The organism is Pseudomonas sp. 10S4 (assembly GCF_034344865.1).
Classification (GTDB): Bacteria; Pseudomonadota; Gammaproteobacteria; order Pseudomonadales; family Pseudomonadaceae; genus Aquipseudomonas.
Genome location: NZ_CP133774.1, coordinates 715,040 through 730,577, shown reverse-complemented (window position 1 = coordinate 730,577; position 15,538 = coordinate 715,040). Strand labels below are relative to the sequence as shown.

Below are 15,538 nucleotides of genomic sequence, written 5' to 3'. Positions count from 1 at the left end.
CCGGCCTCTCTTTTTTAGGCGCGTGCCCGAAAACGTGCGGCGATGGTAACGGATGGCGGCGCTACTGCAAGTGCCATCACTGCAGTTGCGCTTCGGGCAGGGTCAGTGTGCGCGGGATCTTTGCGGCATCCCAGTGGGCGATGCCCCAATTCAGTACTTCCCGAGGCGTGGCGTAAGCCAGTTCGCTGCCCGGATTTTGACCCAGTGCGCGTAATGCCCGCAGTAACAGTGGCGTGGCCTGATCGTCGGTCAATGGCGGCGAACGGTAGGATTTGCCGAGCTTGTTACCGTCCGGCTGAGTAATCAGCGGCACGTGCAGGTAACGCGGTTGCCGCAGGCCGAGCAGTTCTTGCAGGTAGAGCTGGCGTGGTGTCGAGTCGAGCAAGTCGGCGCCGCGCACGATGTCGGTGATGCCTTGCCAGGCATCATCGAGCACCACGGCCAGTTGATAGGCATAGAGCCCGTCGCGGCGGCGAATCACGAAATCGCCGACATCCCGACCCAGGTGCTGGCGGAACTCGCCTTGCACCCGGTCGATGAAATGGTATTCGAGCTCCGGCACCCGCAGGCGGATGGCCGCGTCTTCAGCGCCATGCCCGGCATTGCGGCACAGGCCCGGATAGATGCCGTGATACGGCTCCAATTGTTTGCGCGAACAGGTGCAAGCGTAGGCCAGGCCATGACTGAACAGACGATTGAGCACTTCGGCATAGGCGTCGTGCCGGTCGCTTTGACGAACCAGTTCACCATCCCACTCGAAGCCATAGCGTTCCAGCGCGTTGAGGATCGCGGCTTGGGCGCCGGGTTCTTCCCGAGGCGGGTCGAGGTCTTCCATGCGCATCAGCCAGCGGCCACCTACAGAGCGGGCGTCGAGGTACGAAGCGAGCGCAGCGACCAGCGAGCCGAAGTGCAAGTGGCCACTGGGCGTGGGGGCGAAGCGACCGATGTAGGGAGAGACATTCATGAGGGCGATGGTACGTCGTCTGATCGTGCGCGATCCACAGGGTTCGGTGCTGTGCCGAATTTCAGAAACAAAAACGGAGCGTTCGCACGCTCCGTTTTTCGTTCAAGTCGAGATTACTTGCCGACTTGCTTTTCCTTGATTTCCGCCAGGGTCTTGCAGTCAACGCACATGTCGGCGGTAGGGCGGGCTTCCAGTCGCTTGACGCCAATCTCGACGCCGCAGGACTCGCACCAGCCATATTCTTCGTCTTCGATCAATTGCAGCGTTTTGTCGATCTTCTTGATCAACTTGCGCTCACGATCACGGGCGCGCAATTCAAGGCTGAATTCTTCTTCCTGGCTGGCACGATCTGCCGGGTCAGGGAAGTTGGCCGCTTCGTCTTTCATGTGATCAACCGTACGGTCGACTTCCTGCATCAAGTCCTGTTTCCACTTATTCAGGATCTTGGTGAAGTGAGCGCGCATGGGCTTGCCCATGTACTCTTCGCCCTTTACTTCTTTGTAGGGTTCGAAGCCGCTGATCGACTGGTTTTGTTGTTGCTTTGCTTGGGTGGACATGAAATAGACCGCCTCTACTCTTGTAATCCATTGCGCAGGATTGCTCCATCACCGACACCTGCCGGCCCTGCGGCTGCAAGCGGGCGAACTTACCAGATCAAATCGGGCCGCGCTACTCCCGGATGTCGAGGGGGTGACCCGCGGTGCTTGCAAATGATTGCAAAGCCTTGTCTGGTGGTGATGGAGACCTGATCAAATATTGATTTTAGTCAAACCTGGCGCGCACGCTTGAGTCGTTCAGGCCAGAGTTATAACGGCTCTGACCGCTTTAGGTTCTCGCTCGTTCCAGTGGTTGGGTAGAATCGATTCTTTTACCCGTTGAAGGAAGGCTAATGGCTCAGTCCTACAGTGCCCGCAGTCGTGCGATTGAACCGTTCCATGTCATGGCGCTGCTGGCGCGGGCCAATGAACTGCAGGCTGCCGGTCACGACGTGATCCACCTGGAAATCGGCGAGCCGGACTTCACCACCGCCGAGCCGATCATCCAGGCCGGCCAGGCTGCGCTGACGGCGGGCAAGACCCGTTACACCGCGGCACGGGGCATTCCCGAACTGCGCGAGGCCATTTCGGGCTTTTATCAGCAGCGTTACGGGCTGAACATCGATCCACAGCGAATTCTGGTGACGCCGGGCGGTTCCGGCGCGTTGCTGCTGGCCAGCGCTTTGCTGGTCGACCCAGGCAAACACTGGCTGCTGGCGGACCCGGGCTACCCGTGCAACCGGCACTTCCTGCGGCTGGTGGAAGGCGCGGCGCAGCTTGTTCCTGTCGGTCCGGACGTGCGTTATCAGCTGACCCCGGACCTGGTGGCGCGGCATTGGGACCATGACAGCGTCGGCGCCCTGGTGGCTTCGCCGGCCAATCCGACCGGGACCATCCTGACCCGCGATGAGCTGGCCGGGCTGTCGGCTGCGATCAAGCAGCGCCACGGCCATCTGGTGGTGGACGAGATCTACCACGGCCTGACCTACGGCACCGACGCGGCCAGCGTGCTGGAAGTCGATGACAGCGCCTTTGTCCTGAACAGTTTTTCCAAGTATTTCGGCGATGACCGGCTGGCGCCTCGGCTGGCTGGTCGGCGCCGCAAGCAGCGGTCGGCGAACTGGAAAAGCTCGCCCAGAACCTCTACATCAGCGCCCCGAGCATGGCCCAGTACGCCGCGTTGGCCTGCTTCGAACCGGCGACCATCAGCATTCTGGAAGAGCGCCGCGCGGAATTCGGTCGTCGTCGCGACTTCCTCTTGCCGGCCTTGCGTGAGCTCGGTTTTGGCATCGCCGTGGAACCTGAGGGCGCGTTCTACTTGTACGCCGATATCAGCCAGTTCGGCGGTGATGCCTTCGCGTTCTGCCGACACTTCCTCGAAACCGAGCACGTGGCGATTACCCCGGGCCTGGACTTCGGGCGTTATCAGGCCGGGCATCACGTGCGGTTTGCCTACACCCAAAGCCTGCCGCGCTTGCAGGAAGCGGTGGAACGGATCGCTCGCGGCTTGAAGAGCTGGCAAGGCTGATGCGTTTTCATCCTCCCCTTGAAGAAGGTCGTCTGATCCGTCGTTACAAGCGTTTTCTCGCCGATATCGAAACCGTTAGCGGCGAGTTGCTGACGATTCACTGCCCGAACACCGGCTCGATGCTCAATTGCCAGGTCGAGGGCGGGCAGGTCTGGTTCAGCCGCTCCAACGACCCGAAGCGCAAATTACCCGGCACCTGGGAAATCGGTGAAACCCCGCAAGGGCGGTTGTTTTGCGTGAACACCGGGCGAGCCAATGGCTTGATCGAAGAGGCGTTGCGTGCCGGCGTGATCACTGAGTTGAACGGTTTTACCGAGCTGAAACGCGAAGTGGCCTATGGGCAGGAAAACAGCCGCATCGATTTCCGTCTCGATTACCCGAACGGGCCGGCGTACGTGGAAGTCAAAAGTGTCACTTTGGGCTTTGACGGTACGCCAGTGGCGGCGTTTCCCGATGCGGTGACCCAGCGCGGGGCCAAGCATTTGCGGGAACTGGCGCATCTGGCCCGGGACGGGATTCGCGCGGTGCAGTTGTATTGCGTCAATCTCAGCGGCATCGACGCCGTGCGTCCGGCAGAAGAAATCGATTCGGCCTACGCCGCCGCGTTGCGTGAAGCGGTGGCGTGCGGCGTTGAGGTGCTGGCTTATGGCGTGCGTATCAGCCACGAAGAGATGCTGGTTGACCGGCGTCTGGACGTATTGCTCAACGGTTAAAGGCTGATCCAGATCCCTTGCGCGTCTTCGCGGCTGGGAACGACGGTCAGGGATTGCCCCGCGCAGGGGCCGGCGACGCATTCGCCGTCCTCGATAAGAAACAGTGCGCCGTGGGTGGCGCACTGGATCAGGCTGTTGCTGGGGTCCAGAAACTGGTCGGGTTTCCATTCCAGCCCCACGCCACGGTGCGGGCAGCGGTTGATGTAGACGTAAACCTGACCACCCCGGCGCACGGCGAAGAGCTTCTGGCCGTCGATGTCGAAACCGCGGCTGCTGGCATCGGCCAACTCCAGGCCCTGGCAAAGAAACTTCATGTCTATCCTCAAGTGTCGCGGTTCGTGACTGGATATGTCCGGACTTGACGCGCAAATGCAAATAATTATCAAATGGCCGCCCACCCATGGGGGCGCTTGCCGGATGTCGAGGATACTTGGCCTGTCAGGTTGATGCCCGGGAAAACCCTTTAAGGAAGCCGTTTATGCGTCTGAGTACCCGCGTTGTCGCCTTGTGTGTCGGACTCATCGTCAGCCACCAGGCGGCAGCGGCCGAACTGCCGCAGCGATGGGTGAGTGCCGGTGGCGCCTTGTCGGAGTGGGTGAGTGCCTTGGGTGGCGAGTCAAAACTGGTGGGCGTCGATACCACCAGTCAGCATCCGGATTCTTTGAAGGCCCTGCCGAGCATTGGCTATCAGCGGCAATTGTCGGCGGAAGGCATCTTGAGCTTACGCCCGCAGATGCTCATCGGCACCGAAGAAATGGGTCCACCGCCGGTGCTTTCGCAGATTCGCAGTGCCGGTGTTCAGGTCGAATTGTTCTCGGCTCAGCCGGATTTGCCTGCCTTGCAGGGCAACTTGCAGCATCTGGGCAAGTTGCTCGGCGCAGAAGACCAGGCGACCCAGGCATTCCTGGCGTATCAACAGAAACTGGATCAGCAAAAGCTCCGGATCACCGAGGCGCAGCTCAAACAGAAATCGCCGGGTGTGCTGTTGTTGCTCGGCCATGCGGGCGGCAATCCAATGATCGCCGGCAAGGACACCGCCGCCGATTGGTTGCTGCAACAGGCCGGCGGCCACAACTTGGCGACGCATACCGGTTATAAACCTTTTTCCAACGAGTCCTTGGCCAGCCTGAACCCTGAAGTGCTGGTGTTCTCCGACCGTGCGCTGACCGGCGATGCGGCCCGCGCAGCATTGTTCAAGGAAAACCCCATCTTGTCCTCGACCCGTGCCGCGAAGGACGGCCGCGTGATGGAACTCGATCCAACTTTACTGGTGGGCGGGCTCGGACCGCGGTTGCCCGAGGCGCTGAAAAAGTTGTCTGACGGTTTATATCTCGGCGCGAGTGACCAATGACCACTTTGGTTAAACCCCGCACACTGTTTATTGGCTTGAGTCTGCTGTGTTTGCTGGCGATCTGGCTGTCGTTGGCGCTGGGGCCGGTGAGCTTGCCGTTGCTCGACACGTTGCGTGCGGCGCTGCGGTTGATCGGTGTGCCGATTGCCCCGGACGGTCTGGAGCAGGCTGAACTGATTCTTGGGCAGATTCGCCTGCCGCGAACCCTGCTCGGTTTGGCGGTGGGCGGTGTGCTGGCCTTGTCTGGCGTGGCAATGCAGGGTCTGTTTCGCAACCCATTGGCCGATCCGGGGCTGGTCGGTGTTTCCAGCGGCGCCGCACTGGGCGCGGCGATTGCGATTGTCGGTGGTTCGGCGTTTGGCGGCTTGCCCGAGTCCTTCGGGCCTTATCTTTTGTCGTTGTGCGCGTTTCTTGGCGGGCTCGGCGTGACCGCGCTGGTGTATCGACTCGGCCGGCGTAACGGGCAAACCAACGTCGCGACCATGCTGCTGGCCGGTATTGCGTTAACGGCGCTGGCCGGTTCGGCGGTGGGTTTGTTCACCTATCTGGCGGACGATGCGACCCTGCGCACGCTGACTTTCTGGAACCTGGGCAGCCTCAACGGCGCCAGTTATTCGCGGCTCTGGCCATTGCTGCTGGTGACGGCTGGTGTGGCGCTGTGGTTGCCGCGCAGGGCCAAGGCCTTGAATGCATTGTTGCTGGGCGAGTCGGAGGCCGGTCACCTGGGCATTGATGTCGAAGGGCTCAAGCGTGAACTGGTGTTCTGCACCGCGCTGGGTGTCGGCGCGGCGGTGGCGGCAGCAGGGATGATCGGGTTTGTCGGGCTGGTGGTGCCGCATCTGGTGCGGCTGCTGGCCGGTCCTGATCATCGGGTGCTGTTACCGGCCTCGGTGCTGGCGGGGGCGAGTCTGTTGTTGTTCGCTGACCTGGTGGCGAGACTGGCCCTGGCGCCGGCCGAGTTGCCGATTGGTATTGTCACGGCGTTCATTGGCGCGCCGTTCTTTCTGATTCTGCTGCTCAGGAGGCGTGCCTGATGTTGCGCACAGAAAACCTGAAGATCCGCCGAGGCAGCAAAACGGTGCTGACGGACATCACACTGGAACTCAAGCCGGGTGAAGTCCTCGGTGTGCTGGGGCCGAACGGTGCTGGCAAGAGCACCTTGCTCGGCGCGTTGTGCGGTGAATTGCGTCCTGATGAAGGACGCGTCTGGCTCGATGAGCGTGAGCTGAGCCACTGCACGGGTGCCCAGCGAGCGCAGCGATTGGCGGTACTACCGCAAGTGTCGACCCTCGACTTCGGCTTTCGTGTCGAGGAAGTGGTCGGCATGGGGCGTTTGCCTTATCAAAGCGGTCGGGTGCGCGATGACGAAATTGTTGCCGCCGCGTTGGGCGCCGCCGATGCCGGGCATTTGAGCGGTCGCAGTTACCTGGCGCTGTCCGGCGGCGAACGTCAGCGAGTGCATCTGGCCCGGGTGCTGGCGCAGCTCTGGCCCGGCGAGGCGGGGCAGACCTTACTGCTTGATGAGCCGACCTCGATGCTCGATCCACTGCATCAGCACACCACGTTGCAGGCTGTGCGCGAGTTTGCTGATCGCGGTGCCGCGGTGTTGGTGATCCTGCATGATCTGAACCTGGCGGCGCGTTATTGTGATCGTCTGTTGCTGCTCGAAGGCGGGCGCCCGGTGGCGCTGGATACACCAGAGCAGGTGCTGCGTCCGGAGTCGCTCAAAGCGGTGTTCGGGCTGGAAGTATTGGTGCAGCCGCACCCGGAGCGTGGGCATCCGCTGATCATCGCCCGCTGAGTCGTTCATCGAGGTGAGAGCATGCGTGGGATTTTTCTGCTGACTGTACTTGTGCTGAGTGCCTGTCAGCATGTGTTGCCGCCGCCGATCACGGGCCAGATTCGCGACTTGCGCACGGGCCAGTCACTGACGGCACCAGAATTGGTCGCACGGCTGGCCAAGCCTGAGCGGGTGATCGTCGGCGAGCAGCATGACAATCGCGATCACCATCAACTGCAATTGTGGCTGCTCCAGACGCTGGGGCAGAGACGTCCCCAAGGCAGTCTGCTGTTGGAAATGCTCACGCCGGATCAACAACTGCGCGTCGATGACGTGCGCAATGCTTCAACACCGCCGATCGACTTGCCTGGCGCGTTGGCCTGGCAGTCGGGTTGGGACTGGGATTTGTATGGGCCGATAGTGCGTTTCGCCCTGGGACAGCCTTATCCACTGCTGGCGGCCAATCTGAGTGACAACGAAGTCCGTGCCTTTTATGCCCAGCCGCCTGGGTTGAGCGGTTCGCGTTCTAACGCACCTTCGGTCAAGGACGAGTTACTGGCGCAAATCAGCGGCTCCCATTGCGGACTGCTTCCAAAATCCCAAATGCCAGCAATGCTGGCGGTGCAGCAGCAACGTGACCGGCGAATGGCTGAGCGTTTACGTGTCGCCCCCGAGCCTTCGCTGCTGTTTGCCGGTGCGTATCATGCGCGCAAGGATGTCGGTGTACCGCTTCATATACTGGATTTGGGCGAACCCGAAGCGCCAACCGTGCTGATGCTGGCGCAGCAGGGCAGTGAGGTCACGTTGGCGATGGCTGATTACGTCTGGTACACGCCCGCCACGCCGGCACCGGATTATTGCGAAGAGATGCGTAAGCAGATGGGCAAGTAGCGTCGGCGACTTTTCTACAGGCAAAAAAGACCCGGCAAGAGCCGGGTCAAATAACCGTGATTAGCCTGATGAGGAGATAATCTGAGAGTCCGAACCAAGGGCTTTTCAGAAAATCGACCAGTCTCGCGACCAGTTGTGATAATCATAGCGATTCTCATTACCAAGTCAACCGCTGTTTTCTCATTTATTTTCAATCAGCCAGCAGGCCCTGTAATCGTTGGGTTTAGCCTGGATTTTTAAGTGAACTCAACTGGGTAATCTGCTTGTTCAGCAAGTCAATGCGCCGCGCCATGCTCTCGATCAGGCTGTGGGAAATCTTCGGATTGCTTTGGGTCAGGCTCAGAAACTGATCCTTGGGAATCAACATTACCGTGCTCGGTTCGCTGGTGATCACACTGGCGTTGCGCTTCTCGCCAGTGAACACCGCCATGGCACCGAAAATCTCATCCTTGGGCACATCGCCGACTTTATGCCCGTCGACAAACGCTTCGGCATGGCCTTCGATGATGACGAATACATGGTCTGCCTCGTCGCCCTGCTGAATCAGTACTTCGCCGGCGGCAACGCGCTGAAAGCCGTTGGTGCTACGAAATTCCGGTTGTTTCAGGTGGGCAACCGCGTCGGATAGCAGGGCGGTCTGGCCGACCAGATATTGCAGGAACAACTCCGAACGCTGCGAATCGGCATAGATGTGCTGAAAAACCTCGGATCGCAGGTAGGGAATCAAGGACAGCGGACCATCGCTACGCAAGCGGCAATGTGGCAGTTCAACGCCTTGGCGCAGGCCGACCAGATCGCCTTCATGCAAATAGAACAAGGCTCGGTTGTCGACGCAGCCATGTAGCAAACCGTTGTCCAACAGGAACAACTGATTGCCGGGCAATAGCGTGGCGAGGTCGTCGACGGCCGAAAACTCCAGCGCCGGGCCGCAGGGCGATAAACCGTTCAGCAACCGGGCGGGAATGTTTTGCAGTCGATTGATCAGTGTGTCGGCGTAAGCCGGTTGTTCCCCGAGCAAGTACATGGCGATGGGCGCCTGTTCAATTCTTGTGGCGTGAAGAAATGGCTTCCAGTTGTTTGTTCAGCGCTTCCTTGCGTTCAGCGGGGATGTCGTTCCAGTGCACGTCCATCAGGGCGCCTTCAATTGCATACAGCAACACCTTGGACGCCCGGAACCCACGCGTACGCACGGCCCGATAAGCATCCACCGCCCCCAGGCGACGCAAGTCCGAGGCGCTGTGGATGCCCACGGCATGCAGCCACTGCGCTGACGTCTTGCCAAGATTCTTCAGGTGTTGCAGTTCATCATTCATCAAGCCTCCTTGCGACGGCCGAACGGTGCGTGGGCGAGCCTTTGAGGAGTGTAGCCATCAGTAGGAAAAGCGTGATTGTTTGGTCGGTTTCGACGCAAACGCTTCTAAGAGGCAAGGTCCTGAAGCGTTCGAAGGGGCTGCGAATGCAGTAGAGGAGGGCAGCGCAAATAACTGTGGGGAGCGGCGGTGCGACGATTCGACTTGTTCGCGAAGACGTAGTGTCAGTCGACATGAATGTTGAAGGTTAAACCGCTTTCGCGAGCAAGCCCGCTCCCACAGGGGGCGTGTCGTGTCAGGTAGGCGATGCGGATGTTAGCGGGTGCGATAGCGCAGGCGTGTCCCGAAATTCATCGACATCAGGATTTCGTCGGCACTCAGCTCTGTTGGGAAGTAGGCGCCGGAGATTTGCGCATGGGCCAGGCTTGCACCTTCCAGCGAGGCATTGCGGAAGTCGATGCCACGCAAGTCGGCGGAACGGAAGTACGCATCGGTGAAGTCGATGCCATCGGCGTTCAGCTCACGCAGATCAAGACCACGGAAATCGCCGCTGACCATGTCAATCGGGCCATCGAGGGGGCGTTGCTTGTTGAAGCCTGTGATGTCGTCTTTGTGCAGCAAGGCATAAAGCGGGGTGTCGAGAAGTTTCGGCTGGCTCATGTCAAATCACCTGTTGGTTTTATGACGCCAGTATAGTGCCACTATTTGACAGCCGTGAAGCCAGCGAAGGCTCCACGGCTGAAAAATTTCTTACAAGCCCGGCAGGCGCTGGCGAATCTGCGCCACGACAGCGTCCAGGGTCCCGCTCTCATTGGTCTGAACACGCTTGCTGCAGAGAATCTCGGCCGGCGTCAGCGCTTCGCGGGTGGCTTGCTGGTCGGCGATAACGGCCAGATTGGCGTCGGACGGATCCTTTTTGTCTGCCTGACGCAGGGCCAGCCAGCTCTCGATTACGGCTTGCGGTGCGTTGCAATCCAGAATCAGGAAGGGTGCGCCGGTCGCTTCAGCAATTTTTGCCGCGCCGTCACGCTGGTTGCGCTTGAGGTAGGTGGCATCGATCACCACCGGGAAACCGGCACGCAGGATTACGTCAGCGATTTCATGCAGGCGGGTGTAGGTCGCTGAGCTGGCGTCAGCACTATAAATGCCGGCCTGTGGATCGTTCGGCACGGTCTGCTCGCCGAACAGACGTTTGCGTTCTACGTCGGAACGCAGGCGAATGGCACCCAGTGCTTCCACCAGACGCATGGCCACACGGCTTTTACCGACAGCGGAAACGCCGTGGGTGATGGCCATGAAGCGCGAAGGAATGGTGCTGTAGCTTTCCGCCAGGTTGGCGTAGTTGCGGTACTGGCGCAGGGTGGTGGCGCGCTGCACCGGATCGGCCTCGGCCGGCATGCTGAACAGGCTGACCTTGGCGCGAACCAGTGCACGGTAGGCTTTATAGAAGTTGAGCAGCTCAAGGCCCTGATAGTCGCCGGTCAGTTCCAGGTACTGGCTGATGAAACGGCGCGCCAGGCTCTTAAGGCCGCGGTCTTCCAGGTCCATTGCCAGGAAACCGGTGTCAGCGTAGACGTCGGTGAAGCGGAACGGCTCGTTGAACTCGATGCAGTCGAAGATCACGACCTTGCCGTCGATCACGGTGGCGTTGCCCAGGTGAATGTCACCGTGGCATTCGCGAATGAAACCGTCGGCCTTGCGTTGGGCAAACAGCGGCTTCAGACGCTCGAAGCTGCTTTCGGCCCAGGCTTGCAGGGCGTCGAGTTGCAACAGATCAGCCTTGTCGCTGAGGAACGGGCGGATCTGTTCGAAGTTCTGGCGTACCGGTGCCATGACGCTGTCCGGGGTGCCTGCTTCGTGTTCGGCAGGTACTTTCGGCGCAGTGAGGTGGAACTGCGCAATTTGCGCGGCCATCTCGTCGATGTGCGCGGTGGTCAGTTCGCCGTTGGCTTGCAGGGTGCTGAGCAATTGGCTTTGCGGGAACTGACGCATTTTCAGAGCGTATTCGACAACCGGGCCGTCACCGCCCAGTTGTGGGGCTTCGGCACTGCCGGTGATCGGCAACACTTCAAGATACAAATCATTGGTCAGACGCTGGTTCAGGCGTAGTTCTTCACCGCAGAAATGTTCGCGAGCATCGAGGTTGGTGAAGTCGAGGAAGCCGAAGTTCACCGGTTTCTTCACTTTATAAGCAAAGGGACCCGTGAGGATGACCCAGGAGATATGGGTCTCGATAACCTGGAACCCATCGACGGGATGCGGGTAGAGGGCCGGGTTTTGCAGGGCGGCGATCAGGGACTGGCTCACAGGCGATCCTTCAGAGTCGGGGGAAATTCAAGGTCGCCATTATGGCCGCAACTCCGCCGGACGCAAACCTTGGCAGGCTCCTGTTGAGTATGAATAAAGTGCGTATAATCCGCCGCCATGACTCGTACTCGATCCCCTCGCAGCAAAAAAACCACCGTCCAGCGGCCTGCGCCCCTGGCTGGGCTGGGCCCTTAAACTCAGCCTGGTCGGCCTTGTCGTGCTTGCCGGGTTCGCGGTTTATCTGGACGCCATCGTTCAGGAGAAGTTTTCCGGCAAGCGCTGGACCATTCCGGCCAAGGTGTATGCGCGCCCGCTGGAGCTGTTTACCGGCCAGAAGCTGAGCAAGGACGACTTCCTCACCGAACTCGACGCCTTGGGCTACCGGCGCGAAGCTGTGAGCAACGGTCCCGGCGCAGCAGCGGTCAGCGGCAATACCGTCGACTTGAACACCCGTGGCTTCCAATTTTATGAAGGTATGGAGAAGCCCCAGCCCGTACGGGTGCGGTTCTCCGGTGACTATGTGGCCGAACTCTCGGCGACCAACGGTTCGAAGCTTTCTGTGGTGCGGCTGGAACCGCTGATGATCGGCGGGATTTACCCGAAAAACCTCGAAGACCGCATTCTGATCAAGCTCGATCAGGTTCCGCCGTACCTGCTCGACACCCTGGTCGCGGTGGAAGATCGGGATTATTACAGCCACTGGGGTGTGTCTCCCAAATCGATTGCCCGAGCTATTTGGGTCAACACCTCTGGCGGCAAGATGACCCAGGGTGGCAGCACGCTGACGCAGCAGTTGGTCAAAAACTTCTACCTGACCAGCGAACGCAGCCTGACCCGCAAACTCACCGAAGCCATGATGGCGATGTTGCTTGAGCTGCATTACAGCAAACAGGACATTCTTGAGGCTTACCTCAACGAAGTGTTCGTCGGTCAGGATGGCCAGCGTGCGGTGCACGGTTTCGGCCTGGCCAGTCAGTTCTTCTTCGGGCAGCCGTTGTCCGAACTGAAACTGCATCAAGTCGCGTTGCTGGTGGGCATGGTCAAGGGGCCGTCCTATTACAACCCGCGTCGCAACCCGGAGCGGGCGCTTGAGCGGCGTAACCTGGTGCTTGATGTGCTTGAGCAACAAGGCGTTGCTACTGCCGAACAAGTTGCTGCCGCGAAGGCCATGCCGCTGGGCGTGACGACTCGCGGCAAACTGGCCGACAGCTCGTTCCCGGGCTTTATCGACCTGGTTAAACGTCAGTTGCGTGAAGACTATCGCGACGAAGACTTGACCGAAGAAGGCCTGCGGATTTTCACCAGTTTCGACCCGATCCTGCAGATGAAGGCCGAAGCCTCGGTCAACGACACCTTTAAACGACTGGCCGGGCGCAAAGGTTCGGATGATGTCGAAGCGGCCATGGTCGTGACCAATCCGGAAACCGGCGAAGTCCAGGCCATGATCGGCAGCCGTCAGGCGAGTTTTGCCGGTTTCAACCGTGCCTTGGATGCGGTACGCCCGATCGGCTCGTTGATCAAGCCTGCGGTTTATCTGACTGCTCTTGAGAAACCAAGCCAGTACACCTTGACCAGTTGGCTATCGGATGAATCCTTCTCGGTGAAAGGCGCAGACGGTCAGGTCTGGAAACCACAGAATTATGACCGACGTTCCCACGGCACGGTGTTCCTGTATCAAGGGTTGGCGCATTCCTACAACCTGTCGACTGCGCGTCTCGGGTTGGAGCTGGGTGTACCGAACGTCCTCAAGACCCTGGCGCGCCTGGGCGTGAGTCGAGAGTTCCCGGCGTTCCCGTCGATGCTGTTGGGCGCGGGTGGTCTGACGCCGATGGAAGTGGCAACCATGTATCAGACCCTGGCCAACGGCGGGTTCAATACGCCGATGCGCGGGATTCGCAGCGTGCTGACTGCCGAAGGCGAGCCACTTAAACGTTATCCGTTCCAGATTCAGCAGCGTTTCGATCCGGCCTCTATTTTCCTGATCCAGAGCGCCATGCAGCGCGTCATGCGTGAAGGTACCGGTAGCTCGGTTTATAACGTGCTGCCCAAAACCCTGACGCTGGCGGGCAAGACCGGTACCAGTAACGATTCGCGGGACAGCTGGTTCGCCGGTTTCAGTCAGGATCTGCTGGCGGTGGTCTGGCTGGGTCGCGACGATAACGGCAAGACACCGTTCACCGGCGCTACCGGTGCGTTGCAGGTCTGGACCAGTTTCATGCGCAAGGCCGATCCGCTGCCGCTGGACATGCCGCAGCCGGACAACATTGTTCAGGCCTGGGTAGATTCGCGCACCGGGCAAGGCTCTGATGCCAACTGCCCAGGTGCGGTGCAGATGCCGTATATTCGCGGCAGTGAACCGCCTCCCGGCGCCGCTTGTGGTGGTCAAGCCCCTGCTTCCGGTGAAACGGTGATGGATTGGGTCAAGGGCTGGATGAATTAAGCAAAGAGGGTTTCAAGTGAATAAGTGGTTGATTCCAGCGGTTACCGCCGTGGCTTTGCTCAGCGGTTGCTCCACCGTACAGCGCGGTTCGATTCCGGTTGTGGACTCCGGCAGCGCTGTATCTAACAGTGAGCGGATTCAGGCGAATGGCGGTTTCCGCAAGACGACAGTAAAACGTCCGGTGCAAGGTCAGCCCCAGGCCATCCCGCAAGGTGATAGCGGCGTAGTGGTGATGGTACCGGGTGGTGGCGCCGTGACTTCGGCCCCGATCAGCACTTCGCCGATCACGCCGGGCCCGATCACGCCGGGTCCGATTGATACCTCGCCGGTTCAGTCCGCGCCAATCAATCAGGGCAGCTACAGCATGCCATCGACCCCGAGCGGGATTCCGTCGGCAAGCACCGGTGGCGGCTTGTCTGCCGACGAGCAACTGGATGGTCCGGTGCTGGCGCTGCTGACTACCGCTCAACAGCAACAGGCCAGTGGCGACCTCAACGGTGCGTCCTCCAGTCTGGAGCGCGCCCAGCGAGTGGCTCCGCGTGAGCCGCAAGTGCTTTATCGTCTGGCGCAGGTGCGTATGGCTCAAGGCGATGCACCACAAGCCGAGCAGTTCGCTCGTGCGTGGTCTGACCTTTGCCAGTGGCCGTCCGGATCTGCAGGCCAACCTGTGGGAACTGATCGCTCAAGCTCGTGAAAAGCAGGGTGATACCGCTGGCGCCACACTGGCCCGTCAGAAGGCCAAGGTTGCGCTGTGATGGATGCACGTTTCCCGAAAATTGCCGAGCAGTTGCTGCTGATCGAACGTGAGCTGCGGATTCAGGGCTGGTGGGACGAGGTCTCGCCCAGTGCTGAAGCACTGTCCAGTGTCGAGCCGTTCTCGGTCGACACCCTGGACTTTGAGCAATGGCTGCAATGGATCTTCTTGCCGCGCATGAAAGTGATCCTCGAACAGGATCTGCCGTTGCCCAATGCGTCAGGGATTCAGGAAATGGCCGAAATGGTCTTTGCCTCCCGCAATATCCAGGGCAAGGATCGGTATCTGCAGGTCCTGCTCAAAGAGTTCGATCAACTGATCGTTGCCTCCCGCTAATGCCGATCCCTTGTAGGGTGGTTACTGGCAGTTCTGCGTAATTTGTTTTTGTGCTTCGGTGGTGCGCTCCTGACGTTGTTCGTCAGTCAGGCGGCGCATCTCGCCGTCGACATCCTCCCGTAGTCGCGGGTTGTTCTGCAGTTGAGCGAGGTTCGTTCGAGCCTGCTCGCAGAATGTCTTGAGCTGGGCTTGCTGCTCGGCGACCTGCTTTTTCACTGTCTTATCGATGGCCTGTTGATCGCCAATGGCGCTACTGCGTGCGGGTGCGGTGGGTTTGCCGACAGGCGGAGCGGGCGTGACCACGGTGGTGGTTTGCTGTCCTTGAGGTGGCTGGGCATCGAAGTGGGTCACCCCTTGGGCATCCACCCACTTGTAGATCTGAGCCGCCATGCACAAAGGGCTCAGGGTGATCAGCAGACTGGCGGTGAAGAAGAACGTTCGCATGCCATTTCCTTGTCATAAGTTGCGCAATTGAAGCTAACACACTTGCGGTTTACGGGTTTTTTCTTGCGTTCTCATGCGCTTACTCACAATAAAGCACATAGACGACTTGACTTGCAGAGGACGAAACAGAAGAATCCAAAGTCCGCTGTAGAGGGACTGCCAGAAGCAGACCCACTCGGTAGAT

The 15,538-nt window shown here is 59.8% G+C and carries 14 protein-coding genes and 3 pseudogenes; 9 read left to right on the top strand and 8 right to left on the bottom strand.

The genetic code is table 11. The annotated features are described in order from the left end of the window. Window positions 1-76: 76 nt before the first annotated feature. Entirely contained in the window at window positions 77-964 is an 888-nt protein-coding gene (gene gluQRS, locus RHM58_RS03425; protein WP_322269668.1) for a tRNA glutamyl-Q(34) synthetase GluQRS, read from the bottom strand. A gap of 113 nt (window positions 965-1,077) precedes the next feature. Further along, window positions 1,078-1,521 (bottom strand): RNA polymerase-binding protein DksA, encoded by a 444-nt coding sequence (gene dksA / locus RHM58_RS03420; RefSeq protein WP_008153293.1) that lies wholly within the window; start codon window positions 1,519-1,521, stop codon window positions 1,078-1,080. A 332-nt stretch (window positions 1,522-1,853) separates the two neighbouring features. Here dksA and RHM58_RS03415 point away from each other — a divergent pair. Continuing rightward, window positions 1,854-3,028: pseudogene (locus RHM58_RS03415) on the top strand (pyridoxal phosphate-dependent aminotransferase). Beyond that, window positions 3,028-3,741: a DNA/RNA nuclease SfsA gene (gene sfsA / locus RHM58_RS03410; protein WP_201198023.1), complete on the top strand. Its 714-nt coding sequence runs from the start codon at window positions 3,028-3,030 to the stop codon at window positions 3,739-3,741. The pseudogene RHM58_RS03415 and the gene sfsA overlap by 1 nt, the downstream one beginning before the upstream one ends. Here the strand turns inward: sfsA and RHM58_RS03405 are convergent. Further along, window positions 3,738-4,055, bottom strand: coding sequence for a Rieske (2Fe-2S) protein (locus RHM58_RS03405; protein WP_201198022.1), 318 nt, complete (start codon window positions 4,053-4,055; stop codon window positions 3,738-3,740). The two genes, sfsA and RHM58_RS03405, sit on opposite strands and share 4 nt — an antisense overlap. 164 nt (window positions 4,056-4,219) lie before the next feature. Between RHM58_RS03405 and RHM58_RS03400 the strand changes: the two genes are divergently transcribed. The 4 genes from RHM58_RS03400 to RHM58_RS03385 are packed head-to-tail and all read left to right on the top strand — an operon-like array spanning window position 4,220 to window position 7,763. Further along, window positions 4,220-5,092 carry a heme/hemin ABC transporter substrate-binding protein gene (locus RHM58_RS03400; protein ID WP_201198021.1) on the top strand — a complete coding sequence of 291 codons (873 nt, stop codon included), beginning with the start codon at window positions 4,220-4,222 and terminating at the stop codon, window positions 5,090-5,092. A gap of 50 nt (window positions 5,093-5,142) precedes the next feature. Then, entirely contained in the window at window positions 5,143-6,126 is a 984-nt protein-coding gene (locus RHM58_RS03395; RefSeq protein ID WP_201205030.1) for a FecCD family ABC transporter permease, read from the top strand. Next, a complete protein-coding gene (locus RHM58_RS03390; RefSeq protein ID WP_322269666.1) occupies window positions 6,126-6,893 on the top strand; it encodes a heme ABC transporter ATP-binding protein in 768 nt (255 codons plus the stop codon). The genes RHM58_RS03395 and RHM58_RS03390 overlap by 1 nt, the downstream gene beginning before the upstream one ends. A 21-nt stretch (window positions 6,894-6,914) precedes the next feature. Continuing rightward, window positions 6,915-7,763, top strand: a complete 849-nt coding sequence (locus RHM58_RS03385) for a ChaN family lipoprotein (protein ID WP_322269665.1) — start codon at window positions 6,915-6,917, stop codon at window positions 7,761-7,763. A gap of 223 nt (window positions 7,764-7,986) precedes the next feature. On the opposite strand, the gene RHM58_RS03380 is transcribed toward RHM58_RS03385, so the two are convergent. The 4 genes from RHM58_RS03380 to RHM58_RS03365 all read right to left on the bottom strand — a co-directional run bounded on the left by RHM58_RS03380 (window position 7,987) and on the right by RHM58_RS03365 (window position 11,380). Then, on the bottom strand, window positions 7,987-8,787 hold the full coding sequence (locus RHM58_RS03380) for a Crp/Fnr family transcriptional regulator (RefSeq protein ID WP_201255800.1): 801 nt from the start codon (window positions 8,785-8,787) through the stop codon (window positions 7,987-7,989). Between the two features lie 16 nt (window positions 8,788-8,803). Next, a complete protein-coding gene (locus RHM58_RS03375; RefSeq protein WP_007971093.1) occupies window positions 8,804-9,076 on the bottom strand; it encodes a TfoX/Sxy family protein in 273 nt (90 codons plus the stop codon). A 312-nt stretch (window positions 9,077-9,388) separates the two neighbouring features. Continuing rightward, window positions 9,389-9,733 (bottom strand): pentapeptide repeat-containing protein, encoded by a 345-nt coding sequence (locus RHM58_RS03370; protein WP_201198018.1) that lies wholly within the window; start codon window positions 9,731-9,733, stop codon window positions 9,389-9,391. A 90-nt stretch (window positions 9,734-9,823) separates the two neighbouring features. Next, window positions 9,824-11,380: a bifunctional aminoglycoside phosphotransferase/ATP-binding protein gene (locus tag RHM58_RS03365; RefSeq protein WP_322269662.1), complete on the bottom strand. Its 1,557-nt coding sequence runs from the start codon at window positions 11,378-11,380 to the stop codon at window positions 9,824-9,826. Window positions 11,381-11,497: 117 nt separating this feature from the next. Between RHM58_RS03365 and mrcB the strand changes: the two are divergent. The 3 genes and pseudogenes from mrcB (at window position 11,498) to RHM58_RS03350 (ending at window position 14,910) form a co-directional block, all read left to right on the top strand. Next, window positions 11,498-13,820: pseudogene (gene mrcB / locus RHM58_RS03360) on the top strand (penicillin-binding protein 1B). Window positions 13,821-13,836: 16 nt separating this feature from the next. Continuing rightward, window positions 13,837-14,575 (top strand): annotated as a pseudogene (locus RHM58_RS03355) (tetratricopeptide repeat protein). After that, the gene (locus RHM58_RS03350) at window positions 14,575-14,910 is read left to right on the top strand and encodes a YqcC family protein (protein ID WP_322269660.1); all 336 of its coding nucleotides are present in this window, start codon (window positions 14,575-14,577) and stop codon (window positions 14,908-14,910) included. The pseudogene RHM58_RS03355 and the gene RHM58_RS03350 overlap by 1 nt, the downstream one beginning before the upstream one ends. A gap of 21 nt (window positions 14,911-14,931) precedes the next feature. On the opposite strand, the gene RHM58_RS03345 is transcribed toward RHM58_RS03350, so the two are convergent. Beyond that, window positions 14,932-15,354 carry a DUF4124 domain-containing protein gene (locus tag RHM58_RS03345; protein WP_201255802.1) on the bottom strand — a complete coding sequence of 141 codons (423 nt, stop codon included), beginning with the start codon at window positions 15,352-15,354 and terminating at the stop codon, window positions 14,932-14,934. Between the last annotated feature and the right edge of the window lie 184 nt (window positions 15,355-15,538).